The organism is Alistipes onderdonkii (assembly GCF_025145285.1).
In the GTDB taxonomy this organism is placed as follows: Bacteria; Bacteroidota; Bacteroidia; order Bacteroidales; family Rikenellaceae; genus Alistipes; species Alistipes onderdonkii.
On the sequence record NZ_CP102251.1, the window covers coordinates 291,679 to 315,919 of the forward strand.

Genomic DNA, 24,241 nt, shown 5'->3' on the forward strand with positions numbered 1-24,241 from the left:
ATAGCGCCCAGCCCGAGGACTCACACTTCACCCGGATCGCATCCCCGATAGCATGATGGGAATGCGCATCGTATCCGACACGCCTGTTCGCATCGCGGATTTCAGGATACAACATCCCGTACAGCCGATAGGTTTCCACCAGGGAATGCCAACGCTTCGGTTCGGCATTGCGGTGGATAATTCAAAATCGGCCGGATCGCAAAGATCCGGCCGATCATACAACGGGGTATCGCGGGATGCCCCTTAAAACTCCCCGCAGGGCATACGCCGCAATAAGAACAACCGCACGGGTTTTCCGCCCGCGGGGAATGCGGCTACCTGCGAAACTTTTCCATAACGATTATTCCAGACGGCGCGAACCGTCAGAAATCACGACCTCGTACACCTTGGGTTCATGGCCGTACTTCTCGTTGAACCTCTTTTTCGCCGTGGCGATGAAGTTGTCGTAAAGTTCGTCCTTCACCAGGTTGATCGTACAGCCGCCGAAGCCGCCGCCCATGATGCGCGAACCCGTCACACCGCACTCCTCGGCAACCTCGGCCAGGAAATCCAGTTCCTCGCACGACACTTCGTAATCCTTCGACATGCCCCAATGGGTTTCATACATCCGCTTGCCGACCGTCTCGTAGTCGCCCTTTTCGAGCGCATCACAGACATCGAGCACGCGTTTCTCTTCGCCGATCACGTAGCGGGCACGCTTGTAATCCTCCTCCGAAATCTTATCCTTGATGGCATCGAGCTGCTCCATCGTGGCGCCGCGCAGGAACTCCTGCCCGAGCATCTTCGCCACCCGCTCGCACGAAGCCCGGCGGTCGTTGTAGGGCGAACCCACCAGCTCGTGCTTCACGCGCGAATCGAGCAGGACGAGTTTGTAACCCTTGGGGTCGAACGGGAAATAGGCATACTCCAGCGAACGGCAGTCCAGGCGGATCAGGTTGCCCTTCTTGCCGAAAACCGAAGCGAACTGATCCATGATGCCGCAGTTCACGCCGCAATAGTTATGCTCGGTGGACTGGCCGATCTTCGCCAGTTCGAATTTGTCGATGCCCAGCGAATAGAGGTCGTTCAGCGCAAAGGCGTAGGTCGACTCCAGCGCTGCCGACGACGACATGCCGGCGCCCAGGGGCACGTCGCCCGCGAATACCGTATCGAAACCGCCGATCTTACCGCCCCGCTTCTGCACCTCGCGGCATACGCCGAAGATATAGCGCGCCCAGCTCTCGGCGGGTTTATCTTCCTCGTTAAGCCCGAACTCCGAACTTTCCTCAAGGTCGAGTGCATAAGCCCGCACCTTGTCCGTACCGTTGAGTTTGATGGCCGCCACGATTCCTTTGTCAACCGCCCCCGGGAAAACGAAGCCCCCGTTGTAATCAGTATGCTCCCCGATCAGATTGATACGCCCCGGCGAAGCGAACAGGATAGCCCCGGAGCCGTAAATCTCCTGGAACTTTTTGCTGACTTTTTCTTTCATGGTCTATTCTGGTTTTAAGTTAAGGATTCCATTTCCACATCATACGAAGATAGGAAAAAATCCCGAAACTCCGATATATTTCGCCGGGAAATCGTACATATCGTTCCGCTCCGTGTTTCGTTTCAAAATCACAAACCCTTCCCGTATGATGACATCGTCCTGAAAAAACACCTTTTGCGCCCCGCCGGGCTTGTTATTCCGGAAATGTTTACTAACTTTGTTGAAGTTTCGATTTATAAGCACTCAACCAACATTTCAAACGATATGACAAAAAAGCTCATCTTCGCCGCCGCCCTGCTCTTCGCAGGAACCGCCGCGGCCTTCGCTCAGCCCAAGGTGATTGCGCACCGCGGCTACTGGACGGCACCCAATTCGGCGCAGAACTCACTTGCTTCGTTCTCCAAAGCCGATTCGGTCGGGGCCTTCGGCTCGGAAATGGACGTATGGCTGACTGCCGACGACAAGCTGATCGTAAACCACGACCGTATATACAAGGGTACCGAAATCGACATGGAGAAAGGTACGCTGAAGGAGATCACCTCGATCGTGCTTCCCAACGGAGAGAACATCCCGACGCTGGACGCCTATCTGCGCCTGGTGGCTGCCAAACCCGACACCCGGCTGGTGCTGGAAATGAAATCGCTTTCCGACCTTCGGCGCGAAGACCTCGCGGCCGAGAAGATCGTCAAGGCATTGCGCAAGTACAACCTGCTCGACCGCACCGACATCATCGCCTTCTCGATCAATGCCTGCCTGGCGTTCAAGAAACTGCTGCCCGACGGGCGTATCTTCTACCTGAACGGAGACCTCTCCCCGCGCAGCATCAAGGGGCTCGGCCTGACCGGCATCGACTACTCGATGCGCGTGCTGCGCAAGCACCCCGAATGGGTGGAACAGGCAAAAAAGCTGGGACTGGAGGTGAACGTATGGACGGTCGACAAGGAAGAGGACATGCGCTATTTCATCGACCTGGGCGTGGATTACATCACGACGGATTACCCCGAGCGGTTGCAGGCTTTGCTGAAATAAACATACCGGGACAAAATATGACGGGCGGGCTGTGGATCACAGCCCGCCCGTTTTCATCAGGCAGCACGTCATGCGTCGACGACGATCACCTCGATGCCGCGCTCGCGCAGCCGGTCGAGGTAAAGGGGCTGGATGCCATTGTCGGTGATGATGCGGTCGACAGCCTCCAGGTCGCAGATCTTGCTGAAGCCGCGGCGTCCGAATTTCGAACTGTCGGCCAGTACAATGACCTTCTGCGCGGCGTTCATCATCACACGGTTCAGCGCCGCTTCGAGCATGTTGGTCGTCGTAAGCCCGAATTCGAGGTCGATGCCATCGACCCCGACGAACAGTTTGCTGCAGTTGAAGTTGCCGAGCATCTGTTCGGCAAAGGGCCCCACGACCGACACCGAACTGCTGCGGGTAATACCCCCCAACTGGATCACGTCGACATTGGTGTCCTGCGAAAGGATCGATGTCACGGGAACAGCCGCCGTGATGACCGTCAGGTGCCCGACGGGCTTGATTTCGCGCGCGAGGAAGGCCATGGTCGTGCCCGATGCGATGATGATCGAATCGTCCTGCGCGACAAGGCTTGCGGCCTTGGCCCCGATAGCCCGTTTCTCCGCCACGTTTTTCTTCTCCTTCTCGTTGACGTGGCGGTCGCTGATATAGGGGCTGATAAGGATCGCACTGCCGTGCGTGCGGTAGAGTTTCTTCTGTTGTTCGAGGAAAGAGAGGTCTTTGCGGATCGTGACCTCCGAAACCTTGAACAACTCGGCCAGCTGCACGACGGATATGGAGCCGTTCTGCTGCAACAGTGCCAGGATCCGGTTATGACGCTCCGGAAGGCTCAAAATAGTCTCTTCGCCGGATTTATTCATAGGTCGATTAAAAATTTGGTTTTATAATGCAAGATACGAAAATAATCCGAAATTAGATCGAAACCTTCCGGAGAAATATTTTTTTCGGCAATATATTGTGCTCCGAAACGAAATATTATGAAATAAAACATATTTTATTTTGAAATACAAAAAATCATATGTAATTTTGTTGCGAAACGAAATTCATGTATTTATGGAAAGACTTGCACAGATCAAAAAACTATCCGAGAAAGACAAGGTTTGGGATATCGTAGTGGTAGGCGGAGGCGCCACGGGCCTCGGCGTGGCGGTCGACGCAGCGACCCGCGGGCTGAGCGTAGCGCTGCTCGAAAAGACCGACTTCGCCAAATGCACCTCGAGCCGCAGTACGAAGCTCGTGCACGGCGGCGTCCGCTACCTGCAGAAAGGCGATGTCATGCTGGTACTCGAAGCCCTGCGCGAACGCGGCCGCATGAAAGCCAACGCCCCGCACCTGGTCAAAGACCAGGCATTCGTGATCTCGAATTACAGTTACTGGGATAATTTCCTCTATTTTTGCGGTCTGACCTTCTACGACATGCTCTCGTTCGGCTTCGGTTACGGCCGATCGAAATTCATTTCGGCAAAGAAAGTGATGAAATACATCCCCACTTCGGTCGAAAAGGGGCTCAAGGGCGGCGTCGTATACCACGACGGGCAGTTCGACGACTCGCGCATGGCGATCAACCTCGCACAGACATGCATCGAGAACGGCGGCACGGTCGTGAACCAGGCGAGCGTTACGGGGATCGTACACGACGATGCGGGACGTGCGGCCGGCGTGAAATTCGTGGACAACCTCACGGGCGAAGAGCACACAATCAAGGCCCGCAGCGTGGTGAACGCCGCAGGGTGCTTCGTGGACGACATCATGCACATGGACAGCCCTACGCACCGCAAGATGGTCACCCCGAGCCAGGGCGTGCACCTGGTGCTCGACATGAAATTCCTGCAGAGCGACTACGCCATCATGGTACCCAAGACCTCGGACGGCCGCGTGCTGTTCGCCGTGCCCTGGCACGACAAGGTCGTGGTCGGCACCACGGACATCGTACGTCCCAAGGCCGAGGAAGACCCGCGCCCGCTCAAGGAGGAGATCGACTTCATCCTCGGCACGGCAGGGCTCTACATGAATCCCGCACCGACCTACAAGGACATCCTTTCGGTCTTCGCAGGGCAGCGTCCGCTGGCGGCGCCCAAAAAGGAGGGCAAAAACACCAAGGAAATTTCGCGCAGCCACAAGATCATCGTTTCGGACAACGGGCTGGTGACGATCACGGGCGGCAAATGGACGTCCTACCGTCTGATGGCCGAAGATACGGTGGACAAGGCGATCGAGGTCGCCAAGTTGCCCGTCCGCAAGTGCGTGACCAAGAAACTGCGTATCCACGGCTACCGCAAGAACCCCAACCTGGCGGATCACATGTACGTCTACGGCAGCGACGAGCCCAAGATACTCGACCTTATCAAGCAGCAGCCCGAGCTGGGCGAGAAACTCTCACCCAAATACGGCTATACCTATGCTGAAGTGCTGTGGGCCGTACGCGAGGAGATGGCCATGACGGTCGAGGACGTGCTTTCGCGCCGTGTGCGCCTGCTCTTCGTCGATGCCCGCGAAGCCATCGCGGCGGCGCCGAAGGTAGCCGCGATGATGGCCAGAGAACTGGGACACGACCAGGCCTGGGTCGATACACAGGTAAAGGATTTCACGGATTTGGCGAAAACGTATATCTTTGAACAAAACTGATCGCTGAACCATGTGGAAAATACTACGACCCCCTAAACACAAGCCGCCCGTCGCTGCGGAAAAAATAGACAAAGAGTACAAGCGGCTGCGGTTGCAGGTATTCATCGGCATCTTCATCGGATATGCCGGTTACTACCTTGTCCGCAAGAATTTCACGCTGGCCATGCCCCACCTTGTCGAAATGGGTTTCGACAAGGGTGACCTGGGCATCGCGCTTTCGGCGAACGCCATTGCCTACGGGCTTTCGAAGTTCCTGATGGGCGGCGTTTCCGACCGCAGCAACGCCCGTGTCTTCCTGCCGCTGGGACTGGTGTTGTCGGCGCTGGTGACGATGTTCCTCGGGACATCGGCCGGTATCTCGTCGATCATCATGATGTTCATCACGCAGTTCCTCATCGGCTGGTTCCAGGGTATGGGCTGGCCCCCGTGCGGACGCGTCATGACCCACTGGTTCTCGCAGAACGAACGCGGCACGAAGATGTCGATCTGGAACGTGGCCCACAACGTCGGCGGCGGCATGATCGGCCCGATGGCGGCCTACGGACTGTTGTGGTTCGGGTCGTGGCAGATCGGTACGTTCTGGTTCCCCGCCGTGGTGGCCATCGTGGTCGCGATGCTTGCATTCCTGCTGATCCGCGACACGCCCCAGTCGACCGGGCTCCCGCCCATCGAGAAATACCGCAACGACTACCCGAAAAATTACAGCGAGAAGTCGGAGCAGGAGCTTACGACGAAGGAAATCTTCTTCAAATACGTACTCAACAACAAGATACTCTGGTATATCGCCTTCGCCAATGCGTTCGTGTACCTGGTGCGTTACGGCGTACTGGACTGGGCGCCGACCTACCTGAAGGACATCAAGGGTTATGACATCAAGGATGTGGGCTGGGCCTACTCGGCATACGAATGGGCAGCCATCCCCGGCACGATCATCTGCGGATGGTTGTCGGACAAGGTCTTCAAAGGACGCCGGGCCATCACGACCATGATCTACATGGCACTCGTCGCGGTCTTCATCGTGATCTACTGGAAAAACATGGACAACGTACTGCTGGATAACATATCGCTGATCGCCATCGGATTCCTGATCTACGGCCCCGTGATGCTGATCGGCGTACAGGCCCTCGACCTCGCACCCAAGAAGGCCGCCGGGACAGCCGCCGGACTGACCGGATTCTTCGGATACTTCTTCGGCACGGCCATCCTCGCCAACATCGCCATGGGTTCGATCGTACAGCACCTGGGCTGGGACTGGGGATTCATCATGCTGCTCGCGGCGTGCGCACTGGCCTTCCTCTTCATCAGTTTCACCTACCGGGAAGAACAATATCTGGTTAAACAACGGAAATAGCAAGGCTTCACGGCGGCTCGGACGGCCGCTGCGGAGCGAGGGGTTCCTTTTATAGGATTGTTATGTTTGGGTGGGGCGTCAGCCCCGAATCGAAAAAGCCTTTAACTCCCGGTTAAGGGCTTTTTCATTGCCCCCGACCAGCCGGTCGACCAACGCATGGAACTTCGGGGAATGGTCGTGGTGAACGGTATGGCACAACTCGTGGACAATGACGAAATCGCGCAAATGCTCCGGAAGCGTCATCAGGAAAAGGCTCAGCGAAATGTTGTTCGTCCCGGTACAGCTCCCCCACTTCGTACGCGAGGCACGGATCGTCAGCTTGTTGTACTTCAGCCCCGTGATGCGGGAGAGCCGACCGATACGGTCGGGCAGGTCGGCTTTGGCGGCGCGCCGCAGCTCTTCGACGCGGGCTTTTTCCGCGGCAGGCGGCAACTGCGGCGGGAGTGCCGCACGCCGCTGCGCAAGCCGTGCCCGGGCCGCCTCGACCCATCCGGCTTTGCACTCGAGAAACTCCATCGCTCGCCGTGCGGAAACCCCGCAAGGAAACGACAGGCGGACACACCCCGTCCCGCGCACGCTGATCGAAATACGGCGTGCGCGGCGCGACTGGGAGAGGACGACCTCACCCAGCCGGGGATGTTCGACGGTCGTAATCATGCCTAACGGGCCATAATGGCCGAGATATCCACATCGTCGAGGCGAAGCGCAGAATCCCGCCGTTCGATGCTCATACTGAAAAAAAGGATCAACAACTCTTCATCCGAATAGGTCAGGAGTCCATTGGCAGCGTTCTCCAGCTCAGAGGGCAGGGGATAATCCCCCTTGCCCGCACGCCGCAGTTGCCGCTGCAACAGGGCGGGTGCGGAAATTACGAATTCGGGGCGATCCGTGCCGAAGTCGATCCGCAGCGTATCATCCTCGAATCGGTAATACGGGATACGGCCCTGGTCATAACGATTGTACGAAAGGTTGGCATACAGCACCCGATACCCTGGGGCAAGGTCGATGCGTCGCACACCGTCCGGGTACACCGACACCCAGTTGTCATCGGTACGGTAATCGTAGCCGTAGACCACATAATCGCGGAACACATCCGGCACTGCCTCGCGGACTTTGCCGAGCTCCACCCCGAACCGGGCGAAGGCCAGCGTATCATGGTCGGCAACGTAGTCGAGCGCCTCGTAAAGGCGGCGGTAATCCCGGCGCAGCAGGGTGTCGGGGACAAAGGCGTCCAGTTGCAGCCGGCCCTCGCCGTCGAGCATGTTAAGCTGTTTTGCCACACGGACGGCACGGCGCACCTGCGAGCCGGTCGCTATGCGTTGCGGTTCGAGCACAGGCAGGTAGGCCAGAGCCGCAAAGCAGACGAACCCCGCCAGGCCGACGTACAGGTAGCGCCCGGTACGGCGCGAGAGGAACAACAGCACGCAGAGCGTCATCAGCCCGCCGCAGACAAGCAGGTATACGCGCGGTTCGGTAAGCCCGTATTCGTTCGTACGACGCAGGACGCCGATCCAGAACAGCAGCTGCGTAGGCAACGACACCAGGCTGAAACGGTCGAAGAACCAGTCGTACATGCGTTTCTGCAACAACGGCTGCAATGCCTTGACCGCAATAGCCAGCAGTGTGAACCCGAATACCAGATAGGCCACCCCGCCCTCGGGCAAAGACCACGTAACGAGGATCTTGACCATGTAAAGGCAGAGTATGGCGGTGTAGATCAGCAGTGCGGGCGTCACGATATAGTTCAGCAATACGTCGAGGATGCGAGTGCCGCGGCATTCGGCACCGGCCCAACGGTCGTACATCATCAGGAAAAGCACCGGGCCGGCGAAGGTCTCGAAAAGGATCAGCGCATAGATCCAGACATGCTCGATCCAACTCCCTTCGAGCCCGAAGATATAGGTCGTGGAGAAGAGGATAGCGGAGAACAACCCCAGCGCTACATTGGCGAAGAGCGCAGCGAGGATGCCCGAACGCAGCCACACCATGATGTCGTCGACGAACCGCTTGTTGCACACGGCACGGCGACAGAGCAGCAGCGCCAAGGGCGCCAGGATGCCGAAGGTGATGAACGACGGCTCGCTGGCGAGCCACTCTTCCAGACCTCCCCAGAGCGCGAACGGCACGAAAGGCGCCCAGCATACCCAGTAGACTTTCCGCCACGGCCCCAGCCCCGCAAGGTTATTGAAGGCCAGCGCAACAGCGAAGGCCAGCGGCACGAGCGCCAGCCTGACCAGGGTGTCGTCGCTGTCCGTCTCGTAGGCGACGAGGCAGCCGATACATCCGAGGGCAATCAATCCCGCCTCCACAGGGTGCAGGCGCAGCATTTGCAGGAACCCCTCCCGAAGCCACTGCACGTAATGTCCGAGTTTCGCTTTCATGGTTTTCGTTTATTGTCCGATACGCTGGCGCACGACCTCGAAAAGCATCACGGCCGCTGCGGCCGAGACGTTCAGCGATTCGATATGCCCGATCAGGGGGATTGCCAGCTGTTCGTCGCAGAGTTTGAGGACCTCCTTCGAGATGCCCGTATCCTCGGCGCCCATCACCAGGGCCGTAGGCTTGCGGAAATCGGCATCGTAGAGCAGTTTGCGGCTCTTCTCGGTCGCGGCGACGATCTGAAACCCTTCGGTCTGGAGCTGCTTGATCGTATTGCGGATCGACCCCACGCGGCAGACCGGGATCGTCGTCAGCGCCCCGGCCGACGAGCGGATCGCCTCGGCATTCACGGGGGCCGAGTTCTTCAGCGGCGTCACCAGGCCGTGCGCCCCGGCGCACTCGGCCGAGCGGGCGATGGCGCCGAAATTGCGGACGTCGGTCACCCCGTCGAAGATCACCACCAGCGGCGTCTCGTCCTCGGGCACCCGTTCCAGGATGTCGGCCAACTCGACATATTCGATGGCCGAAATCTGCGCCACGACGCCCTGGTGGTTGCCGCGCGTGAGGCGGTTGAGCTTTTCGACCGGCACCTCCTGCATCCGCACGCGGTGACGGATGCAGAGGTCTTTCAGCTCCGTCATCAGCTGTCCTTCGGCACCTTTGCGGATGTAAAGTTTCTCGATCTGGCGTCCAGCCTCGATGGCTTCGGCCACGGGACGTATCCCGAAAATAATGTTGTCCATAGCAGCTTATTTTTCATTTGCCCCGGGGCGGGCGGCACAAGGTTCAGCCGGGTTTCCCGGAAATCACTGTTCCTCGGTTAATTCGAGTTCGTACGATGCCTTCTCCCACTCGTGCATCTGGTGGTCGTAACGGGCTTTCAGGTCGTTGTAGGCCTTGTAGTCGGCTTCGTCGTAGGTGGTCGCCACAGCGAATTTCGCATCGTAGGCGGCGATCTGTTTTTCGATCGCGGCAAGTTCCGCCTCGATTCCCTCGACCGCCCGGCGCAGCTTGCGCAGCTGTTTCTCCTGCTCCTTGCGCTGCTCGTAGGTGAGTTTGCCAGAAACGGCGGCCCCGGGGTTCGGGGCTGCCTGCACGGCGGGTTTCTGCGGGGCCTCCCTGCGTTCGATCTCCCGGAGCGACTCCAGCTTCCGCTTTTCGAGGAAATAGTAGATCCCTCCGAGATACTCCTTCACCCCGCCGTCGCGGAACTCGTAGACCTTCTGCACCATGCCGTCGAGGAATTCGCGGTCGTGCGACACGACGACGACCGTGCCGTCGTACTTCATGATGGCATTCTTGAGGATGTCCTTCGAACGCATGTCCATGTGGTTGGTCGGCTCGTCCAGTACCAGCAGGTTGCGCGGTTCGAGCATCATGCGGGCCATGGCCAGACGTGCCCGCTCGCCGCCCGAAAGCACCTTGACCTTTTTGTCGATATCCTCGCCGCGGAACAGGAACGCCCCGAGGATATCGCGCAGGCGGGTACGGATGTCCCCCACGGCCACGCGGTCGAGCGTATCGTAGACGGTGAATTCGCCGTCCATCAGGTCGTCCTGGTTCTGGGCATAGTAGCCGATATTGACGTTGGCACCGAGCCGCACCGAACCTTCGGTCGGCGTCAGCTGCCCGACGAGCATACGCGCCAGCGTGGTCTTGCCTTCGCCGTTACGGCCGACGAGGGCGATCTTGTCGCCCTTTCCGATGATGAAATTCGCGCCGCTGAAGACATGCTTCGCCCCGAACGACATCCCGGCTTCGTTGATCTCGGCCACGATCTGTCCCGAGCGGGGTGCGGGCGGGAACTTGATATTGAGCGTCGCCAAGTCTTCCTCCTCGACCTCGAGCCGTTCGAGGCGTTCGAGTTGCTTGATGCGCGACTGCACCTGGTTCGACTTGGTGGGTTTGTAGCGGAACTTCTCGATGAATTCCTCGGTCTTTTCGATCATGCGCTGCTGGTTTTCATAGGCAGCCATCTGCTGTGCCCGGCGTTCGGCGCGCAGCACGACATATTTCGAATAGGAAACCTTGTAATCGGTCGCTTTGCCCAGCGAAAGCTCGACCGTGCGGTTGGTGACGTTGTCGAGGAAAGCGCGGTCGTGCGAAATCAGCAGCACGGCGCCGCTGTAATTCTTCAGGTAATCCTCGAGCCACTGGATCGACTCGATGTCGAGGTGGTTCGTCGGCTCATCGAGCAGGAAGATCGAGGGACGGCGCAACAGCAGTTTCGCCAGCTCGATACGCATGCGCCAGCCGCCCGAGAATTCGCTCGTCGGACGTCCGAAATCCTCGCGTTTGAACCCGAGCCCCAGCAGCGTCTTTTCGATATCCGCATCGCGGGTCTCGCCGCCGAGGATATGGTAGTGATCCTGCGCATCGTTCAGGCGGTGCAACAGCTGCGCATAACCGTCGCTTTCGTAGTCGGTACGCTCCGCGATCTCGCGCGTCAGGTGCTCGATCTCGGCCTCGAGGCGCAGCACCTCCTCGAACGCCTTGGCGGTCTCCTCGACGAGCGTCGTCGTATCGGCCACACGCATGGTCTGCGGCAGGTAGCCGATCGTACAGTCGCCGTTCAGGGTCACGCTGCCCGAGGTCGGTTGCTGCTCGCCCGTAATGATGCGCAGCAGCGTGGTTTTGCCCGCCCCGTTCCGGCCGACGAGGCCGATGCGGTCTTTGGGGTTTATCAGGAACGATATGTTGTCGAAGAGCGTCCAGCCCCCGTAACTTACAGTAAGATTGTCAAGAGATATCATGGTCTGTCTAAAATCACGGCAAAGTTAGTGATTTAATCCGACATATCGTATCTTTGGACTCCGAAACGAACATTGTTATAGTATGGAGAAGTTGGAACGCTACCTGCGGTTCATCCGCGAGGCCGAACGGCTGAAAGACGTCCTGCGCACGGCACACACCTCGACCGGGAGGCACGAAAGCACGGCCGAGCACTCTTGGCGGCTGGCCCTGCTGGCCGCCGTCCTCACCGGCGAACGCCCCCGGCTGGACATGCAACGGGTATTGTTGATGTGCCTCGTCCACGACCTCGGCGAAGCGTACGACGGGGATATCCCGGCCGTGGCACAGATGGCCGACGGCACCAAGGAGGCTTCGGAGCTGGTCGCAATCGACAAACTGACGCGCATGCTCCCGCCCGCGGCCGGAACGGCAATCCGGAAGATATGGGAGGAATACGAAGCATGCCAGACGCCCGAGGCGCGGTGGGTGAAAGCCCTCGACAAAGCCGAGACCATCATCCAGCATAACCAAGGTGCCAATCCCGCCGATTTCGATTACGCGTTCAACCTGACCTACGGCTCCGGCTATTTCCGCGACGACGACCTGCTGCGCGACCTGCGCCGCCTGCTGGACGACGAGACCCGACGGCACATCGTCCCCTAAGCCGCTGCGGAATGCAATACGGGCGCGACACCCAGGCAAAACCCGGAACACGAGACGTCCGGAATCCCTGAAAACCCTGGCCGCTTCGCCCCGAAATATCCGGCGCGCCGAATGGTCAGGCGTTGAGCATCCGCACGATCTCGGCCTGCGGGTCTTCGGCGCCGAAAACGGCATTCCCGGCAACCAGCACGTCGGCCCCTGCCTCGTAGACCTCGCGGGAGTTGTGCGACGAGATGCCGCCGTCGACCTCGATGATGGTCTGCAACCCCAACTCCCGGGCCATGGCCCGCAGAGCCCGGATCTTCCCGGTCGAAGCCGGGATGAACGACTGCCCGCCGAAACCGGGTTCGACGCTCATCACCAGCACCAGGTCGACCAGCGGGAGGATATCGCGCAGCACCTCGACCGAAGTCGCCGGCTTGATCGACACCCCGGCCTTCGCACCGGCCTTGCGGATCATTTCTATGCACCCCCTGGGATCGTACGTGGCTTCGTAATGGAAGGTCACGATGTCGGCGCCCGCCTCGGCGAAACGCGCTACGTAACGCTCCGGCTCGACGATCATCAGGTGCACGTCGAGGCACTTTGCGGTCACCTTGCGGATGGCCTTCAGCACCGGAAACCCGAAGGAGATATTGGGGACGAACACGCCGTCCATCACGTCGATATGTACCCACTCGGCCGCACTGCGGTCGACCATCTGCGTGTCGCGTTCCAGGTGGCCGAAATCGGCCGAAAGCATCGAAGGTGCTACGATTCTGTTCATGGTTTGAATATTACTTACGACAAATATAGTCATTTCCAGGCAGTTTCCCACGCTTCGGAGCGGGATTCCGTCCCCGCAAACCCGGGTTTTGGGGTTCGGGGTTGCAGTTCGGGATTCCGAATGCCGGTTCCCTGTCGCACGGTCTTCCCGGGGATTCCGTCCCGAAAGAGCTGCCGGTCAGGATCTTTTCCGGTTCAGGGTGTCGATCCTCCGGCGTATCGCAATGCCGTTGGACAGCGAAAGCAGCAATGCAAGCCCTATGCCGCATACCCATGTAACGCCGACCCCGGAGGGGGCATACCCCTCCTGCAATGCCGCCAGTTCGGGCAGGTACCACATACGCACCAGCCACGACAGCACCACGGCCACGACGAGGACACCCAGGTTGAGCCACAGGGTCAGCAACCAATACGGCCGTGCCACACGCCCCGGTGCATAACCCAGCAGAAGCAGGGTCTCCAGTTTCGCGCTGTTCTTCTGCAAGAGCAGGAAAATGCTCAGCATCAGAATGTAGAAAGACATCACGCTGAACACCAGCCCCACCCCTCCGAGTCCTCCGGCCGCAAGCTGCAAGAAATAGGCAGCCTTCCCGTCGTCACGGCGGTCGCCTTCGGCCTCATAGCCCTTGCCGTCGAGGTAAGCCGAAATCGCGGCATCCACAGGACGGTCGGTCTCGACGATGACCCGCGATGCCTGTTTCTCCCCGCCCTGGCCGAACCGCCCGTTCGACCAACGGATGAAAGACTCCGGAACGAGGATCGTATTGAGGCGGTTCGACAACCCGACGATACGGCCCCGGAACTGTTCAGTCCGCCCGTTGCCGGCGACCTCGATGCCGAGCGAAACCCGCTGGAATATCCCCTCCGAAATCTGCGGCAGCCCCTGCGACTTGGCAAACCCGTAATTGTAGAGGTTCAGGTAATTGCGCGGGATGATGATGGGGATGTCCCCGTCGCCGGGTTCGTATTTCCACTTCCTGGAGGCGACATCGAGGAAGCGGTCGGGCACCGCCTCGAAAAACAGGTAGGTCGAGAGCTGCACGCCGCCCATGCCCACCGTACCCTTCACCCGGTAGTCCGCCGGCGTGAAAGCCCCGACATCCCGGACGAAAGGCTGTCCGCCCAACTCCTCCAGCTCCCCGGGGGTAAAGTCGCTGCTCCCCAACCCAATCGTCTGGAGCGCGCCGACCCGTTTCGAAAGCACCAGGTAATCGCCCCGCATGAACGAATCGGGGGCATCGAAGACCGGCATGACATCGCGGTAAGCCTGCACCGAGGTGAGCACGATGGTCATGCCCACGACCCCGGCGAGGGCGAAACCTACGGTCTGCGCGACGCTCAGATGGCTGCGCAGCAATTTCCAAAGCAGCGTCATAGCGTAAGGGTTTTATGGTAGGGAAGCCCGAGCCGGCTGCCCACCGAGGTGACGACGATGCCCGCCCCCTGCGCCTGCGCCTCTTCCAGCAACATCCCGGAGAGCAATTCCCCGTTAGCGGCATCGAGGTGGCTGACGGGCTCGTCGAGCAGGATGAAATCGAACGGCTGGCACATGCAGCGAATGAAGGCCACGCGCTGCTGCTGTCCGAAGGAGAGCTTTTCGACCGGGGCATCCCGTTTATCGGCGATACCCGCAGCCTCGAGCATTCGCCCGATCTGCTCCTGCGTCTTGAAATGCGTGAGCTCGTTTTTCAGGCCGATATTCTCCGCGACGGTCAATTCGCCGAAAAGACGCAGATCCTGGAAAAGCATACTCAGCGACCTGCGGCGCAGGCCGCTCCACGCCGCGGCGGAAAAGCCGCGGCAATCCACCCCGTCGAAGAGTATCTTCCCCGTGTAATCCTCCCGGATGCCGTAGAGGAAGTGGCACAGCGAAGTTTTTCCCGTCCCCGAAGCCGCCTCGAGCAGGCAGTACTCCCCCTTGCGGAAGGTTACCTCCTGCGACCAGACCCCCGAATCCCGCGGGGCTGCCTCCCCCGCGAACACGCAGGGCAGCACCCGTTGCAAAGTTATCGATTCCATACGTTCTTTATTTCAAGGGAAACGGCCGTTCGAATCCCGGACGGCCGTTTCCCATAAACCCCGGAGGTTATTACAGATTTGCCTCCGGCACGTACAGGCGGATCAGCTCGCCGATTTTGTCGCAGATGGTCTTAAAGGAGTTCTGCTCCTTGTCCGTCATATTGACTACGGCAGTTCCGCCCTTCATCGTACCATAGGCTTCCAGGTCTTCGAACATGGCCAGCACGGAGAGCGCGGCCTCGACCTGCGGGGCGACATTCCCGTCGACAAGCTGTGCGGTCAGCGCGTTCACACCCTCGAAATCGACGTAGAAGCTTCCCGACTGGCCCTTGAATATCTTGCTCATCGAAGCCAGCGATTCGATATCCGCACCGTCGAGCGCCGATTTCACAACCGCATCGGTCGTACAGTAGAGCACGTCGCCCTTCACGCCGAACATCACCGTGACGCCGCCCATGCTGATCGTATACTCGCCTTCGCCCGCCTTCTGGATGGGCATGCCGGAGAGGTTGGAGACAATCGTCTGCAACACGGCGGGATCCTTCACCTGGGCCAGCAGCGATGCCACGGGATACCGGTCGGGAGTAATTCCCGAGAACGAAATCACGCAGTCGCCGCTGAAGGCATCCATCACCTGCTTGACCATCGGGTTGGCCATCAGCATACCGTAACCGGGCATTGCGGAGAACACCGAATACATCTTCTCGCCGTCGAGGCCGTAGGCCATCGCACCGATCGTATTCCGGGGCACGTAGCGCAACAGGGCTCCCGTCTGGGGTTTCACATAGGCGTAAAAATCCATCATTTTCTGCTCGCTCTCCTTGTCCTTGTACGACATGGCGGCATCGCAAACGATCCGGCCCTTCTCGAAATTGACGGAACTTGCCAGCGTGGCACCCTTGAGGGCATCCATCATCGGCATCGAACCCACCATCGGGTTGCTGTCCAGCATCGACGCCAGCGCCGAATAGACCATCACCATGTTGATGTCGTTCTTCTCGGAGAGCTGGTCGGCAACGACCTTGTCACCCATCAGGCTCTCGCCGCACTTCTGGGCAAAGAGTTTCTTAACGGCATCGATTGCGCTTTCCGGCGACCCCTGCGCGAAATAGAGCATGACAGCCACATCGTTGTAGGCGCACAAACCGCTCACGGAGCTGTCCTCGCCCAATGCGATGACCGAGATGCCGCCCTCGTGCCGGGGTGCAATGCCGCTTTTCTCGCCGATGCGTGCAAGCAGGGCGTCCAGTTTCGCCTTGTCGCCGACGGGCAGCAGCATACCGCCCCGGACATTCGGGGACTGCATCGCGCCATCCATCGACATGAAGAAGAACAGGTCTTTTTTCAGGTCGACACCCGATTCGCAGGGGTTCTTCAGCAGGGCGAGCAGGTATTCCTTCTCCTCGGCGGTGATGCCCTCGGCTTTGTCGAGCTCGGCCTTGAGCCGGATGAAGAGCGGATGCTGCCCGATGTCGCCGGCATCGCTCTTCTGCAGAAGCGAAGCGGGATTGACCGACATCGTCATAAAGGAATCGGCAGGCAGGAGGTTGCGGTAATCGGCACCTCCGCCGCAGGAAACAACCAGCATGGACACCGCTGCAAGGCAGGCCAGCTTCAAGGATCGTAGCGTTTTTTTCATATTCGAATTATTTGAGTCCGTATTTGGAACAAGCAAAGCTATAAAAAATTGCGGAACAACCTGCGACATAGGGGGTAAAAATTGCGTTGCGGGGCTAAATTATCGCGCATGTCCCGGGACGGGATGTTTTTCCGGGAATAAATTGCTATTTTTGCATGGAAACAGACACAAAAACACACGATGACTCCTACCACCCTTTTCATATTGGCCACTACATGCAGCCTGGCAGTGCCCGTCGCACTGTTCCTCGTACTGTGGCGCCGGGACGCCCGACGGCTTGCCGCTGATAACCAAGCCTCCGAAGCCCGCGAGCGCGATGCCTCTTCGCGGCTGGCGGTGGCCGAAGCCCGGCTGGCCGCCGCGGAACAGGCCTTGTCCGCGGAAAAAGAGCTGCGGCAGCGCTACGAAGGACAGGTGCAGGCGCTGACCGAGCAGCGGACACGCACCGAAGCGGAACTGGCGGCACTCCGCGCCTCGTCACAGACCGAGATCGCATCGCTGCGCGCGAAGAACGCCGAGGATCGCGCGGCCGAAAAAGCCGAGCGCGAAAAACTGGAGGAGACCTTCCGGGCCCAGTTCCGCAACCTTGCGACCGAGATACTGGGCGAGCAGTCCAAACATTTCAAGGAGACCAACAAAGAATCGCTCGACGTGCTGCTCAAACCCTTCCGCGACAACATCGCCGAATTCCGAAAGCGCGTCGAGGACATCTACACCACCCAGACGGCACAGCGCGGCGAACTGAAGGCCGAGCTGAAAAACCTGATGGAACTCAACCGGCGCATCACGACCGAGACCACGAACCTGACGAACGCACTGAAAGGCAATTCGAAAGTGCAGGGCGACTGGGGCGAAATGCTGCTGGAAACGATCCTGGACAGTTCGGCGCTCATCAAGGGCATCCACTACGAAACGCAATACAACATCAAGGACGCCGAGGGACACAACCTGCGACCCGACGTCGTGCTGCACCTGCCCGAGAAGAAAGACATCGTCATCGACTCGAAAGTTTCGCTCACGGCTTTCGTAGGCTACACCTCGGCCGAAACCGAAGAGGAGCGCCGCCGCTACCTCGCTGCCCACACGGCCTCCGTCCGCCAGCACGTCAATGAACTGGGACGCAAGGAGTACCAGCGCCTGCTCAACTCGCCCGACTTCGTCATCATGTTCATCCCCAACGAGCCGGCCTTCCTCGCCGCATTGCAGAACGACGCGGCCATCTGGTCGGACGCCTACGACAAGAAGGTCATCATCTCGTCGCCGACGAACCTTTTCGCCCTGCTCAAATTGGTCGCCGACCTGTGGAAATACAACGACCAGGACAAGAACACCAGGGACATCGCCGCATGCGGGCTGAAACTCTACGAACAGCTGGTGGCCTTCACCGGTTCGCTCGAAGGGGTCGGCACGGCGCTGGACAAGGCACGCGACGCCTATGACGACGCCTACAAACGGCTCTGCACGGGCAACGATAACATCATCCGCGTCGGGGAACGGCTGCGCAGGACGGCACGCCTGCAAACCAAGAAACAGCACTCCGCGCGCACGCTCGAAGCCGCCGGGGAGGACGACCTCCCAGGCATCCCCGCCACCGAAGCCGGGGGCGGGAATCCGGTTCCCGGAGCCGGAGGCGAAGAATAACCGAACTGCCCGGCGCACCAGCCCGGGAACACGAGAAGCGAGAAACAGAGGAACGCCGGAACAAAGGAATCCGGGAACGCGGGAACGGTAGGAACCGAAACACAGAGGAACATGGAACACGGGGAGGGCAAAGCCCCCTATAATATGTAAAAGCCCGCCGAACATCGGCGGGCTTTTACATTTCCCGGCAGGAGATTTCCCATGTCGTGCGCAAAACCCGATTCACGGCCTGCGGGATTCCTTCCAGCTTTTGCGCATCCGCACTTCGATTCCCGGCGTTGCGTCGTGCGCCATCGTCTCCACAAGGTCGTCCCACACCTCCTGAACCCAGCCGACACGCTGCCGGCAATGCTTCAGCACCTCGACCGCCCAAATCTTCACGGCGACCTTCGCCCCCGGATCGACCGCCCACCGGGCGGCAGCCTCGGCAATCCGCTCCAGATCCCGCACCTGGGGCGTGAAACGCCCCAGCAGGTCGGCCATGACCTTTGCGAAATGGCGCCGGGCGCTGGGATCGGCGCAGGCAGGGAAATCCGTCCGGCAAAACAGGCCGGCATAGGGCATGAACGAATCCGGGGCGTCGAAATAGATCTTTTCGAGCACATACGCACCCCGGAAAGCCACCTTGTGCCTCACGGCACGCGGCAACCCCTCGTAGCGGGAGGTCACCACCTCATACAGCAACCCCACGGCATCCGCATCGCGCACGCGCCGGGCCACCGTGTCGGCAAAATCGGAATAAAACCGCTCCGACAGGCATTTTATCAACTCCGCCTCCGTCATACCGATACACTCCCGCCGAAACCCCGATTCTGTGGGTTCGCCGTACAGCAACCCCGAAAAGCCCCGGGTCTTACGGCCATGCCGGACGCCACAGCATGAAAAACACCGTCAAAACAACTTTTTCTTCGACGTCGTAACGACAAAATCCTTCAGGTAGAAAGGTTCGAAATAGGCGATATCTTCCGTGCATCCCGCATCGAGCGCACGCTGGGCCAGCCGCGCAAGCCCGCGTGCGGAAGGGGCTACCTCGACAAGCACGGCGTCGGGCAGTATCCCGGCGCATTTGCGGGCCCCGCTGCCGAAGATCACGAACGGCCTCCCCTGCGAACGGAAGTGCGCAAAACTCTCCCCGTCGACGACCTCGGCCGAAACCTCGTTAAGGGGCTTTCCGGCCGTATCGAATACCTGCGCATAGACCTCCATGCGGCGGGCATCGACCATCGGGCAGAGGCAGGCATGTTCCCAGTCGGGGACGGAAAGAATCCCGGCTTCGTAATCTTCGAGCGCCACTTCGGCCAGCGCATCGAGCGACCCGACGGCCACCAGCGGCTTACGCACCCCGTAGCACAGCCCCTTGGCGAACGAAACGCCGATCCGCAGCCCCGTATAGGAGCCGGGGCCCTTGCCCACGGCCACGGCATCCAGTTCGTCGGGCGCAATGCCCGTTTCGCGCAAAAGCTCGTCGACGAACACGCCGACCTTGCGGGCGTGGTCGCGCCCTTCGTCGCTCTCGCGCAGCGAAAGCAGCTCCCCGTCCTTTGCAATACCGACCGAACAAACGTCCGTACCGGTCTCGACACATAGAATCAAGCTCATATCTTCGATAAATTCAAACTCAATCGTCCAGAATACCCAGATGCCCCAGCGCCCGGGCAATGCCGTCCTCGTCGACCGGGGCGGTCACGTAATCGGCAGCGTTCAGCGCCTCCTCGCAGGCATTGCCCATGGCAACCCCCACCCCCGCGGCCGACAGCATCGCCACGTCGTTGCCGCCGTCGCCGAAGGCCGCTACTTCCGAAGCCCGGTACCCGTAGGCGGACATAAATTCCCTCATGCCCGTGGCCTTGTCGATGCCTGCGACATTGATGTCGGCGAAAATCGGGCACCACCGGCTCGCCGCAAGCCCGGGCAACTGCGCCATGACGCGCCGTTCGGCCTCCGTATCCAGATAGAAACACATCTGGCAGCACTCGCTCCGGTCGAAAAGCGCACGGAGGTCGGTCTGCTCGGGCACGGGATGCGCGACCATATGCGCCAGCCGTTCCACCTCGGGCGTCACACGGTTGACGAATACGCCGCGCTCCAGTTCCAGCGCCAGCGGGAATCCCATCTGCGAGGAGAGTTCCATGGCGCGTTCGAAATCGGCCCGCGGAATCAAGTGCTGGCTTACGACACGTCCGTCGGCAGCCACACACCGGGCGCCGTTGAGCGACACCACGCCGTCGTAGGGAATCCCCTCGAGCGGAGCGAGGTCGTTCGCCGCACGCCCCGTAGCGATAAAGAGCCTGATGCCCTGCGCATGCGCCCGCACCAGCGCATCGCGTGCCGAGGCGGGTATTTCATGGGTTCTGAAACTGATCAGCGTACCGTCTACATCGAGGAAAATAGCTCGTATCATCGTTTGTAATTTTTCATCGCCTTGTCGATCTCTCGCTTGGCATCGTTTTCCTTCAGGTATTCGCGCTTGTCATAGGTCTTCCGGCCCCGGGCAAGCCCGACCACGACTTTCGCCAGCCCCCGCTCGTTCAGGAACAGGCGCAGCCCCACGATCGTGAGGCCCTTGTCCTGCCCCGCTCGCTGGAGCTTGTCCAGCTCGCGGCGGTTGAGCAGCAGTTTCCGGTCGCGGCGCGGCGCATGGTTGTTGCAGGTGCCCCACCCGTATTCGGCGATGTTGACACCCCGTATCCACAGCTCGCCCTTGTCGAAATAACAGAACGAATCGGTCAGCGAAGCCTTGCCCGCACGGATGGACTTGATCTCGGTACCGACGAGCACGATGCCCGCAACGTACTCTTCCAGAATCTCATAGTCGAACGTCGCGCGCTTGTTACGGATATTTATCTTTTTCTGTTCACTCATATATTCGGAATCGGCACAATAATTGCCTATTTATTCGCAGGGGTGGGAATCGGTCAAGGTAACTAATTCTTTTATCTTTGATATGTTTTACACATCTTTCTGTTTATTTTCTGTTTGCACACGGTATGCGTAGTGATACGTGTACGACCCGAGACCCGCCCCTTTTTTCTTTTAATATTCAAACCCCGGCATATCCCCGCCCGGCACTCCGCCGGGCGCGGGTCATAATATCAACCGCTGCAATTTCTTTGCAATCGTCACTTTCACCTTGTTGAACCCGGCCAGCCGCTGGATCACCTCGCCGACCTGCTCGTCCGTCAGGCTCTCGTCCGCGAGTTTGGCCTGCCACTCCTTGATATAGCTTTCGATCACCTTCGACTTGTAGAGCGTCACGGCCTTCGGCACCCCTACGGCCAGCATCTCGGCATCGCTCTCGACATGGATGTCCTTGCGCCGCCACAGCTGGCTGGCCACGTAATTGTCGTCCGACGTAAGGATGTCCACCGAGGCGTTGCACACCTCCGGGTCGGGATGGTTCAGGAAAAAGTGCGCCGGAACTTCCACCCCTGTACCGAGAATCTTCCACTGCTCACGGTAAGTAGCCAAAATACTGTTGTATAACGGATTGCGGAACGCGAGCCCGTCGCTGTCCAGCTCCAGGAAGATCACCTCCGCGACGTTGCAGGGCACCATCGTGCGCCCCTCCTTGAATTCGAACGAACAATGGCCGTATTTGAGCAGGTATTTCACCAATTCGCGTTCGAGCGCCTCGCTGCTGCTCCCGGCCTCAACCTGCTTCACGAATTCCACCTCGGGCTGCGAAGCCTCCGCATGCCGCAATGCCGTCTGGCGGCGTACGAACTCGTCGGCCTCGCGGTCGCCGGTCGTCGCCATGCGCTTGCGCGCCACCTCCGAGATCAGAATGTTCTCGTCGATGTCCATGATCCGCGCGCACTCCTTGATGTAGACCGACCGCTGGATCGGATCGGGAATCTGTGCGATCGACTGCACCATGTCGGCGATCAGCGCCGCCTTCCGGATCGGGTCGCCCTGGGCGGCCTCCAACAGCAATTTTGCTTTGAAGGCCAGGAAATCCTGTTCGTTGGCCCGGATATATTCCTGCACCTCGGCCGCAGTGTGCGCCCGGGCGAAGGAGTCGGGATCCTCGGGTTCGGGCAGCAGCACCACGCGCACGTTCATCCCCTCCCGGAGGATCATGTCGATCCCGCGCAGCGAAGCATGGATACCCGCCGAGTCTCCGTCGTAAATGACCGTGATGTTTTTCGTAAAACGGTTCAGCAGGCGTATCTGCTCGGTCGTGAGCGATGTCCCGGACGACGACACGACGTTCTCGACACCCGCCTGGTGCATCGAAATGACATCGGTATAGCCTTCGACCATGATGGCGAAATCGAGCTGCTGGATCGCCTTCTTGGCGAAATAGAGGCCGTACAGCTCACGTTTCTTGCTGTATATCTCGCTCTCGGGCGAATTCTGGTATTTGGCAACGGCCTTGTCGGTGCGCAGCGTACGGCCGCCGAAAGCGACGACGCGCCCCGAAATGTTATGTACGGGGAAAATCACCCGGTCGCGGAACCGGTCGTAGAGCGAACCGTCGCTCTCGCGTTCGAGCGAAAGGCCGGTAGAGACGAGGAACTCCTTTTTATATCCCGCCGCCAGCGCATCCTTCGACATCCGGTCGCCGCGCGCGGGGCAGAACCCGAGGCCGAACTTCTTGATCGTGGCGTCGGTCATGCCGCGTTTCTGGCGGAAGTAAGCCATGCCCACGCTCATCCCCTCGGTCTCGTGATGGAGGTAGTTGGCAAAATAATCGGCCGCCCAGCCGTTGAGTGCGAACATCGACTCGCGGTCGTCGTTGCGGCGTACCTCTTCCTCGGACATCTCCTTCTCCTTGACTTCGATGCCATAGCGTTTGGCCACCATCTTCAGGGCTTCGGGATAGGTGATGTTCTCGTGCTCCATCAGGAACGTGACGGCATTGCCGCCTTTGCCGCAGCCGAAGCATTTATATACCCCCTTCGAGGGCGACACGACGAACGACGGGGTTTTCTCGTTGTGGAACGGGCAGCAGGCCTGGTAGTTCACGCCCTTGCGCTTGAGCGTGACGTACTCGCCGATAATATCCACGATATTGGCGGCTGCATAAATGCGGTCTACTGTTTCCCTGTCGATCATGTCTGCAAAGATAGCAATAATTCCCCAACCCTTGGCGGGGTGCAAAAAGATTTTGCCCGGCGGAGAGGGTCAGTACCCGGCATTGCGGATGATGTCCAGTTCGGCACGTATGTTATCGTTCATATCGCGGAACATCATCAGGTAGGCGGGAATCGAGCCGCGGGTTATGAGCCCCGCGCAAAGCGTGTCCTCCATCAGGCGGCGGAAGCGGTATTCCAGCCTTTCGTGCGGCGAAGTTCCCCGGTAACTCCAGTCGAGCCTGCCGCTCTCGTACAGGTGCTGTTTCGCCCCTATGACATTGGCTACCATCTTGTCCTGCTGCCGCCAGAAGGTCGTGATGACATTGCCGATTTTAGTGACCGATTCGACGACTTCGGGTTCATGCACCGCGCTCAGCGCCCCCGAAACTTCGAGTATCTTCATCCCGACGGGCGAATAAACATCCCCGCGCACGGAGAAGAACATGCCCAGGGCATAACGAAGCGTATCTTCGGGGATTTCCGCCAATTCCTTCCTGGCGTATGCGACGGCACATTTCCGCAGGGCACTCATCCCCGCCGTATAATCATCGAGCAGCCCCTCCGAAATTTTGAGATGCCGCTCCACGTCGATCTTGAACAGTCCGACGATCTCCCGGGCATCCTGCCGTTTCTGGTAGTTCGTAATAAGCCGCTCGCCCCCGAACGTGATGACGATACCCAGGATCACGGCCAGAAAATTGGGCCAGAACGACTTCCAGCCTTCGCTTTTAAATAGCTTCATACGTTAAGACGATTTACCGGCACAAAGATATACAATATTACCGAATTACCGAAGATATGGCGTGGCGGGACAATTTTAACTGTCCCCGGTACGTTTCCGAAAC

21 protein-coding genes are annotated in these 24,241 nt (G+C 59.4%); 5 read left to right on the forward strand and 16 right to left on the reverse strand.

All coding sequences use genetic code 11. The features are described 5' to 3' along the window. Positions 1 to 340: 340 nt before the first annotated feature. Positions 341 to 1,471 carry a galactokinase gene (gene galK, locus NQ559_RS01285; RefSeq protein ID WP_018695302.1) on the reverse strand — a complete coding sequence of 377 codons (1,131 nt, stop codon included), beginning with the start codon at positions 1,469 to 1,471 and terminating at the stop codon, positions 341 to 343. A 264-nt stretch (positions 1,472 to 1,735) separates the two neighbouring features. Between galK and NQ559_RS01290 the strand changes: the two genes are divergently transcribed. Then, the gene (locus tag NQ559_RS01290) at positions 1,736 to 2,500 is read left to right on the forward strand and encodes a glycerophosphodiester phosphodiesterase family protein (RefSeq protein ID WP_018695300.1); all 765 of its coding nucleotides are present in this window, start codon (positions 1,736 to 1,738) and stop codon (positions 2,498 to 2,500) included. A gap of 68 nt (positions 2,501 to 2,568) precedes the next feature. Here the strand turns inward: NQ559_RS01290 and NQ559_RS01295 are convergent, their stop codons facing one another. After that, the gene (locus NQ559_RS01295; RefSeq protein WP_018695299.1) at positions 2,569 to 3,363 is read right to left on the reverse strand and encodes a DeoR/GlpR family DNA-binding transcription regulator; all 795 of its coding nucleotides are present in this window, start codon (positions 3,361 to 3,363) and stop codon (positions 2,569 to 2,571) included. Between the two features lie 193 nt (positions 3,364 to 3,556). On the opposite strand from NQ559_RS01295, the gene NQ559_RS01300 reads away from it, so the two are divergent. Both NQ559_RS01300 and glpT read left to right on the forward strand, forming a co-directional pair. Next, entirely contained in the window at positions 3,557 to 5,128 is a 1,572-nt protein-coding gene (locus NQ559_RS01300; RefSeq protein ID WP_018695297.1) for a glycerol-3-phosphate dehydrogenase/oxidase, read from the forward strand. A 10-nt stretch (positions 5,129 to 5,138) separates the two neighbouring features. Continuing rightward, complete coding sequence (glpT, locus tag NQ559_RS01305) at positions 5,139 to 6,479, forward strand: glycerol-3-phosphate transporter (RefSeq protein WP_026318262.1); 1,341 nt, start codon at positions 5,139 to 5,141, stop codon at positions 6,477 to 6,479. Positions 6,480 to 6,557: 78 nt separating this feature from the next. Here the strand turns inward: glpT and NQ559_RS01310 are convergent, their stop codons facing one another. The 4 genes from NQ559_RS01310 to abc-f form a co-directional block, all read right to left on the reverse strand. After that, complete coding sequence (locus tag NQ559_RS01310) at positions 6,558 to 7,136, reverse strand: M48 family metallopeptidase (RefSeq protein WP_018695295.1); 579 nt, start codon at positions 7,134 to 7,136, stop codon at positions 6,558 to 6,560. Positions 7,137 to 7,138: 2 nt separating this feature from the next. Next, positions 7,139 to 8,860 carry a DUF4153 domain-containing protein gene (locus NQ559_RS01315; RefSeq protein ID WP_018695294.1) on the reverse strand — a complete coding sequence of 574 codons (1,722 nt, stop codon included), beginning with the start codon at positions 8,858 to 8,860 and terminating at the stop codon, positions 7,139 to 7,141. Between the two features lie 9 nt (positions 8,861 to 8,869). Further along, a complete protein-coding gene (gene rlmB / locus NQ559_RS01320; protein WP_018695293.1) occupies positions 8,870 to 9,601 on the reverse strand; it encodes a 23S rRNA (guanosine(2251)-2'-O)-methyltransferase RlmB in 732 nt (243 codons plus the stop codon). Between the two features lie 63 nt (positions 9,602 to 9,664). After that, the gene (abc-f, locus tag NQ559_RS01325) at positions 9,665 to 11,611 is read right to left on the reverse strand and encodes a ribosomal protection-like ABC-F family protein (protein ID WP_018695292.1); all 1,947 of its coding nucleotides are present in this window, start codon (positions 11,609 to 11,611) and stop codon (positions 9,665 to 9,667) included. An 82-nt stretch (positions 11,612 to 11,693) separates the two neighbouring features. Between abc-f and NQ559_RS01330 the strand changes: the two genes are divergently transcribed. After that, positions 11,694 to 12,254: an HD domain-containing protein gene (locus tag NQ559_RS01330; RefSeq protein ID WP_018695291.1), complete on the forward strand. Its 561-nt coding sequence runs from the start codon at positions 11,694 to 11,696 to the stop codon at positions 12,252 to 12,254. Positions 12,255 to 12,369: 115 nt separating this feature from the next. Here the strand turns inward: NQ559_RS01330 and rpe are convergent, their stop codons facing one another. From rpe to NQ559_RS01350, 4 genes are all read right to left on the reverse strand, one after another. Further along, positions 12,370 to 13,020: a ribulose-phosphate 3-epimerase gene (gene rpe / locus NQ559_RS01335; protein ID WP_018695290.1), complete on the reverse strand. Its 651-nt coding sequence runs from the start codon at positions 13,018 to 13,020 to the stop codon at positions 12,370 to 12,372. A gap of 177 nt (positions 13,021 to 13,197) precedes the next feature. Next, on the reverse strand, positions 13,198 to 14,394 hold the full coding sequence (locus NQ559_RS01340) for a transporter (RefSeq protein WP_018695289.1): 1,197 nt from the start codon (positions 14,392 to 14,394) through the stop codon (positions 13,198 to 13,200). Continuing rightward, positions 14,391 to 15,038 carry an ATP-binding cassette domain-containing protein gene (locus NQ559_RS01345; protein WP_018695288.1) on the reverse strand — a complete coding sequence of 216 codons (648 nt, stop codon included), beginning with the start codon at positions 15,036 to 15,038 and terminating at the stop codon, positions 14,391 to 14,393. Before NQ559_RS01345 ends, NQ559_RS01340 begins: the two co-directional genes overlap by 4 nt. Positions 15,039 to 15,108: 70 nt before the next feature. Continuing rightward, positions 15,109 to 16,677, reverse strand: a complete 1,569-nt coding sequence (locus tag NQ559_RS01350) for a DUF4836 family protein (RefSeq protein WP_026318261.1) — start codon at positions 16,675 to 16,677, stop codon at positions 15,109 to 15,111. Positions 16,678 to 16,857: 180 nt separating this feature from the next. Here NQ559_RS01350 and NQ559_RS01355 point away from each other — a divergent pair, with 180 nt between their 5' ends. After that, positions 16,858 to 18,318, forward strand: coding sequence for a DNA recombination protein RmuC (locus tag NQ559_RS01355; RefSeq protein ID WP_018695286.1), 1,461 nt, complete (start codon positions 16,858 to 16,860; stop codon positions 18,316 to 18,318). Positions 18,319 to 18,540: 222 nt separating this feature from the next. On the opposite strand, the gene NQ559_RS01360 is transcribed toward NQ559_RS01355, so the two are convergent. From NQ559_RS01360 to NQ559_RS01385, 6 genes are all read right to left on the reverse strand, one after another. Further along, positions 18,541 to 19,101, reverse strand: a complete 561-nt coding sequence (locus tag NQ559_RS01360; RefSeq protein ID WP_018695285.1) for a hypothetical protein — start codon at positions 19,099 to 19,101, stop codon at positions 18,541 to 18,543. A 108-nt stretch (positions 19,102 to 19,209) separates the two neighbouring features. Next, complete coding sequence (tsaB, locus tag NQ559_RS01365; RefSeq protein WP_018695284.1) at positions 19,210 to 19,917, reverse strand: tRNA (adenosine(37)-N6)-threonylcarbamoyltransferase complex dimerization subunit type 1 TsaB; 708 nt, start codon at positions 19,915 to 19,917, stop codon at positions 19,210 to 19,212. A 19-nt stretch (positions 19,918 to 19,936) separates the two neighbouring features. Next, positions 19,937 to 20,719 carry a Cof-type HAD-IIB family hydrolase gene (locus NQ559_RS01370; RefSeq protein ID WP_018695283.1) on the reverse strand — a complete coding sequence of 261 codons (783 nt, stop codon included), beginning with the start codon at positions 20,717 to 20,719 and terminating at the stop codon, positions 19,937 to 19,939. After that, positions 20,716 to 21,180, reverse strand: a complete 465-nt coding sequence (smpB, locus tag NQ559_RS01375; protein ID WP_018695282.1) for an SsrA-binding protein SmpB — start codon at positions 21,178 to 21,180, stop codon at positions 20,716 to 20,718. The genes NQ559_RS01370 and smpB overlap by 4 nt, the downstream gene beginning before the upstream one ends. A 222-nt stretch (positions 21,181 to 21,402) precedes the next feature. Next, complete coding sequence (dnaG, locus tag NQ559_RS01380) at positions 21,403 to 23,376, reverse strand: DNA primase (protein WP_018695281.1); 1,974 nt, start codon at positions 23,374 to 23,376, stop codon at positions 21,403 to 21,405. Between the two features lie 69 nt (positions 23,377 to 23,445). After that, positions 23,446 to 24,138, reverse strand: a complete 693-nt coding sequence (locus NQ559_RS01385) for a hypothetical protein (protein ID WP_018695280.1) — start codon at positions 24,136 to 24,138, stop codon at positions 23,446 to 23,448. Positions 24,139 to 24,241: the final 103 nt, after the last annotated feature.

Excerpts from the sequence above, each read along its gene's own strand:
- NQ559_RS01345 (WP_018695288.1), bottom strand. The coding sequence starts at position 15,038 with ATGGAATCGATAACTTTGCAACGGGTGCTGCCCTGCGTGTTCGCGGGG.
- rlmB (WP_018695293.1), bottom strand. The coding sequence starts at position 9,601 with ATGGACAACATTATTTTCGGGATACGTCCCGTGGCCGAAGCCATCGAG.
- NQ559_RS01385 (WP_018695280.1), bottom strand. The coding sequence starts at position 24,138 with ATGAAGCTATTTAAAAGCGAAGGCTGGAAGTCGTTCTGGCCCAATTTT.
- glpT (WP_026318262.1), top strand. The coding sequence starts at position 5,139 with ATGTGGAAAATACTACGACCCCCTAAACACAAGCCGCCCGTCGCTGCG.
- galK (WP_018695302.1), bottom strand. The coding sequence starts at position 1,471 with ATGAAAGAAAAAGTCAGCAAAAAGTTCCAGGAGATTTACGGCTCCGGG.
- smpB (WP_018695282.1), bottom strand. The coding sequence starts at position 21,180 with ATGAGTGAACAGAAAAAGATAAATATCCGTAACAAGCGCGCGACGTTC.
- rpe (WP_018695290.1), bottom strand. The coding sequence starts at position 13,020 with ATGAACAGAATCGTAGCACCTTCGATGCTTTCGGCCGATTTCGGCCAC.
- NQ559_RS01330 (WP_018695291.1), top strand. The coding sequence starts at position 11,694 with ATGGAGAAGTTGGAACGCTACCTGCGGTTCATCCGCGAGGCCGAACGG.
- NQ559_RS01300 (WP_018695297.1), top strand. The coding sequence starts at position 3,557 with ATGGAAAGACTTGCACAGATCAAAAAACTATCCGAGAAAGACAAGGTT.
- NQ559_RS01370 (WP_018695283.1), bottom strand. The coding sequence starts at position 20,719 with ATGATACGAGCTATTTTCCTCGATGTAGACGGTACGCTGATCAGTTTC.
- NQ559_RS01350 (WP_026318261.1), bottom strand. The coding sequence starts at position 16,677 with ATGAAAAAAACGCTACGATCCTTGAAGCTGGCCTGCCTTGCAGCGGTG.
- NQ559_RS01290 (WP_018695300.1), top strand. The coding sequence starts at position 1,736 with ATGACAAAAAAGCTCATCTTCGCCGCCGCCCTGCTCTTCGCAGGAACC.
- NQ559_RS01360 (WP_018695285.1), bottom strand. The coding sequence starts at position 19,101 with ATGACGGAGGCGGAGTTGATAAAATGCCTGTCGGAGCGGTTTTATTCC.
- abc-f (WP_018695292.1), bottom strand. The coding sequence starts at position 11,611 with ATGATATCTCTTGACAATCTTACTGTAAGTTACGGGGGCTGGACGCTC.
- tsaB (WP_018695284.1), bottom strand. The coding sequence starts at position 19,917 with ATGAGCTTGATTCTATGTGTCGAGACCGGTACGGACGTTTGTTCGGTC.
- NQ559_RS01310 (WP_018695295.1), bottom strand. The coding sequence starts at position 7,136 with ATGATTACGACCGTCGAACATCCCCGGCTGGGTGAGGTCGTCCTCTCC.
- NQ559_RS01295 (WP_018695299.1), bottom strand. The coding sequence starts at position 3,363 with ATGAATAAATCCGGCGAAGAGACTATTTTGAGCCTTCCGGAGCGTCAT.
- NQ559_RS01355 (WP_018695286.1), top strand. The coding sequence starts at position 16,858 with ATGACTCCTACCACCCTTTTCATATTGGCCACTACATGCAGCCTGGCA.
- dnaG (WP_018695281.1), bottom strand. The coding sequence starts at position 23,376 with ATGATCGACAGGGAAACAGTAGACCGCATTTATGCAGCCGCCAATATC.
- NQ559_RS01315 (WP_018695294.1), bottom strand. The coding sequence starts at position 8,860 with ATGAAAGCGAAACTCGGACATTACGTGCAGTGGCTTCGGGAGGGGTTC.
- NQ559_RS01340 (WP_018695289.1), bottom strand. The coding sequence starts at position 14,394 with ATGACGCTGCTTTGGAAATTGCTGCGCAGCCATCTGAGCGTCGCGCAG.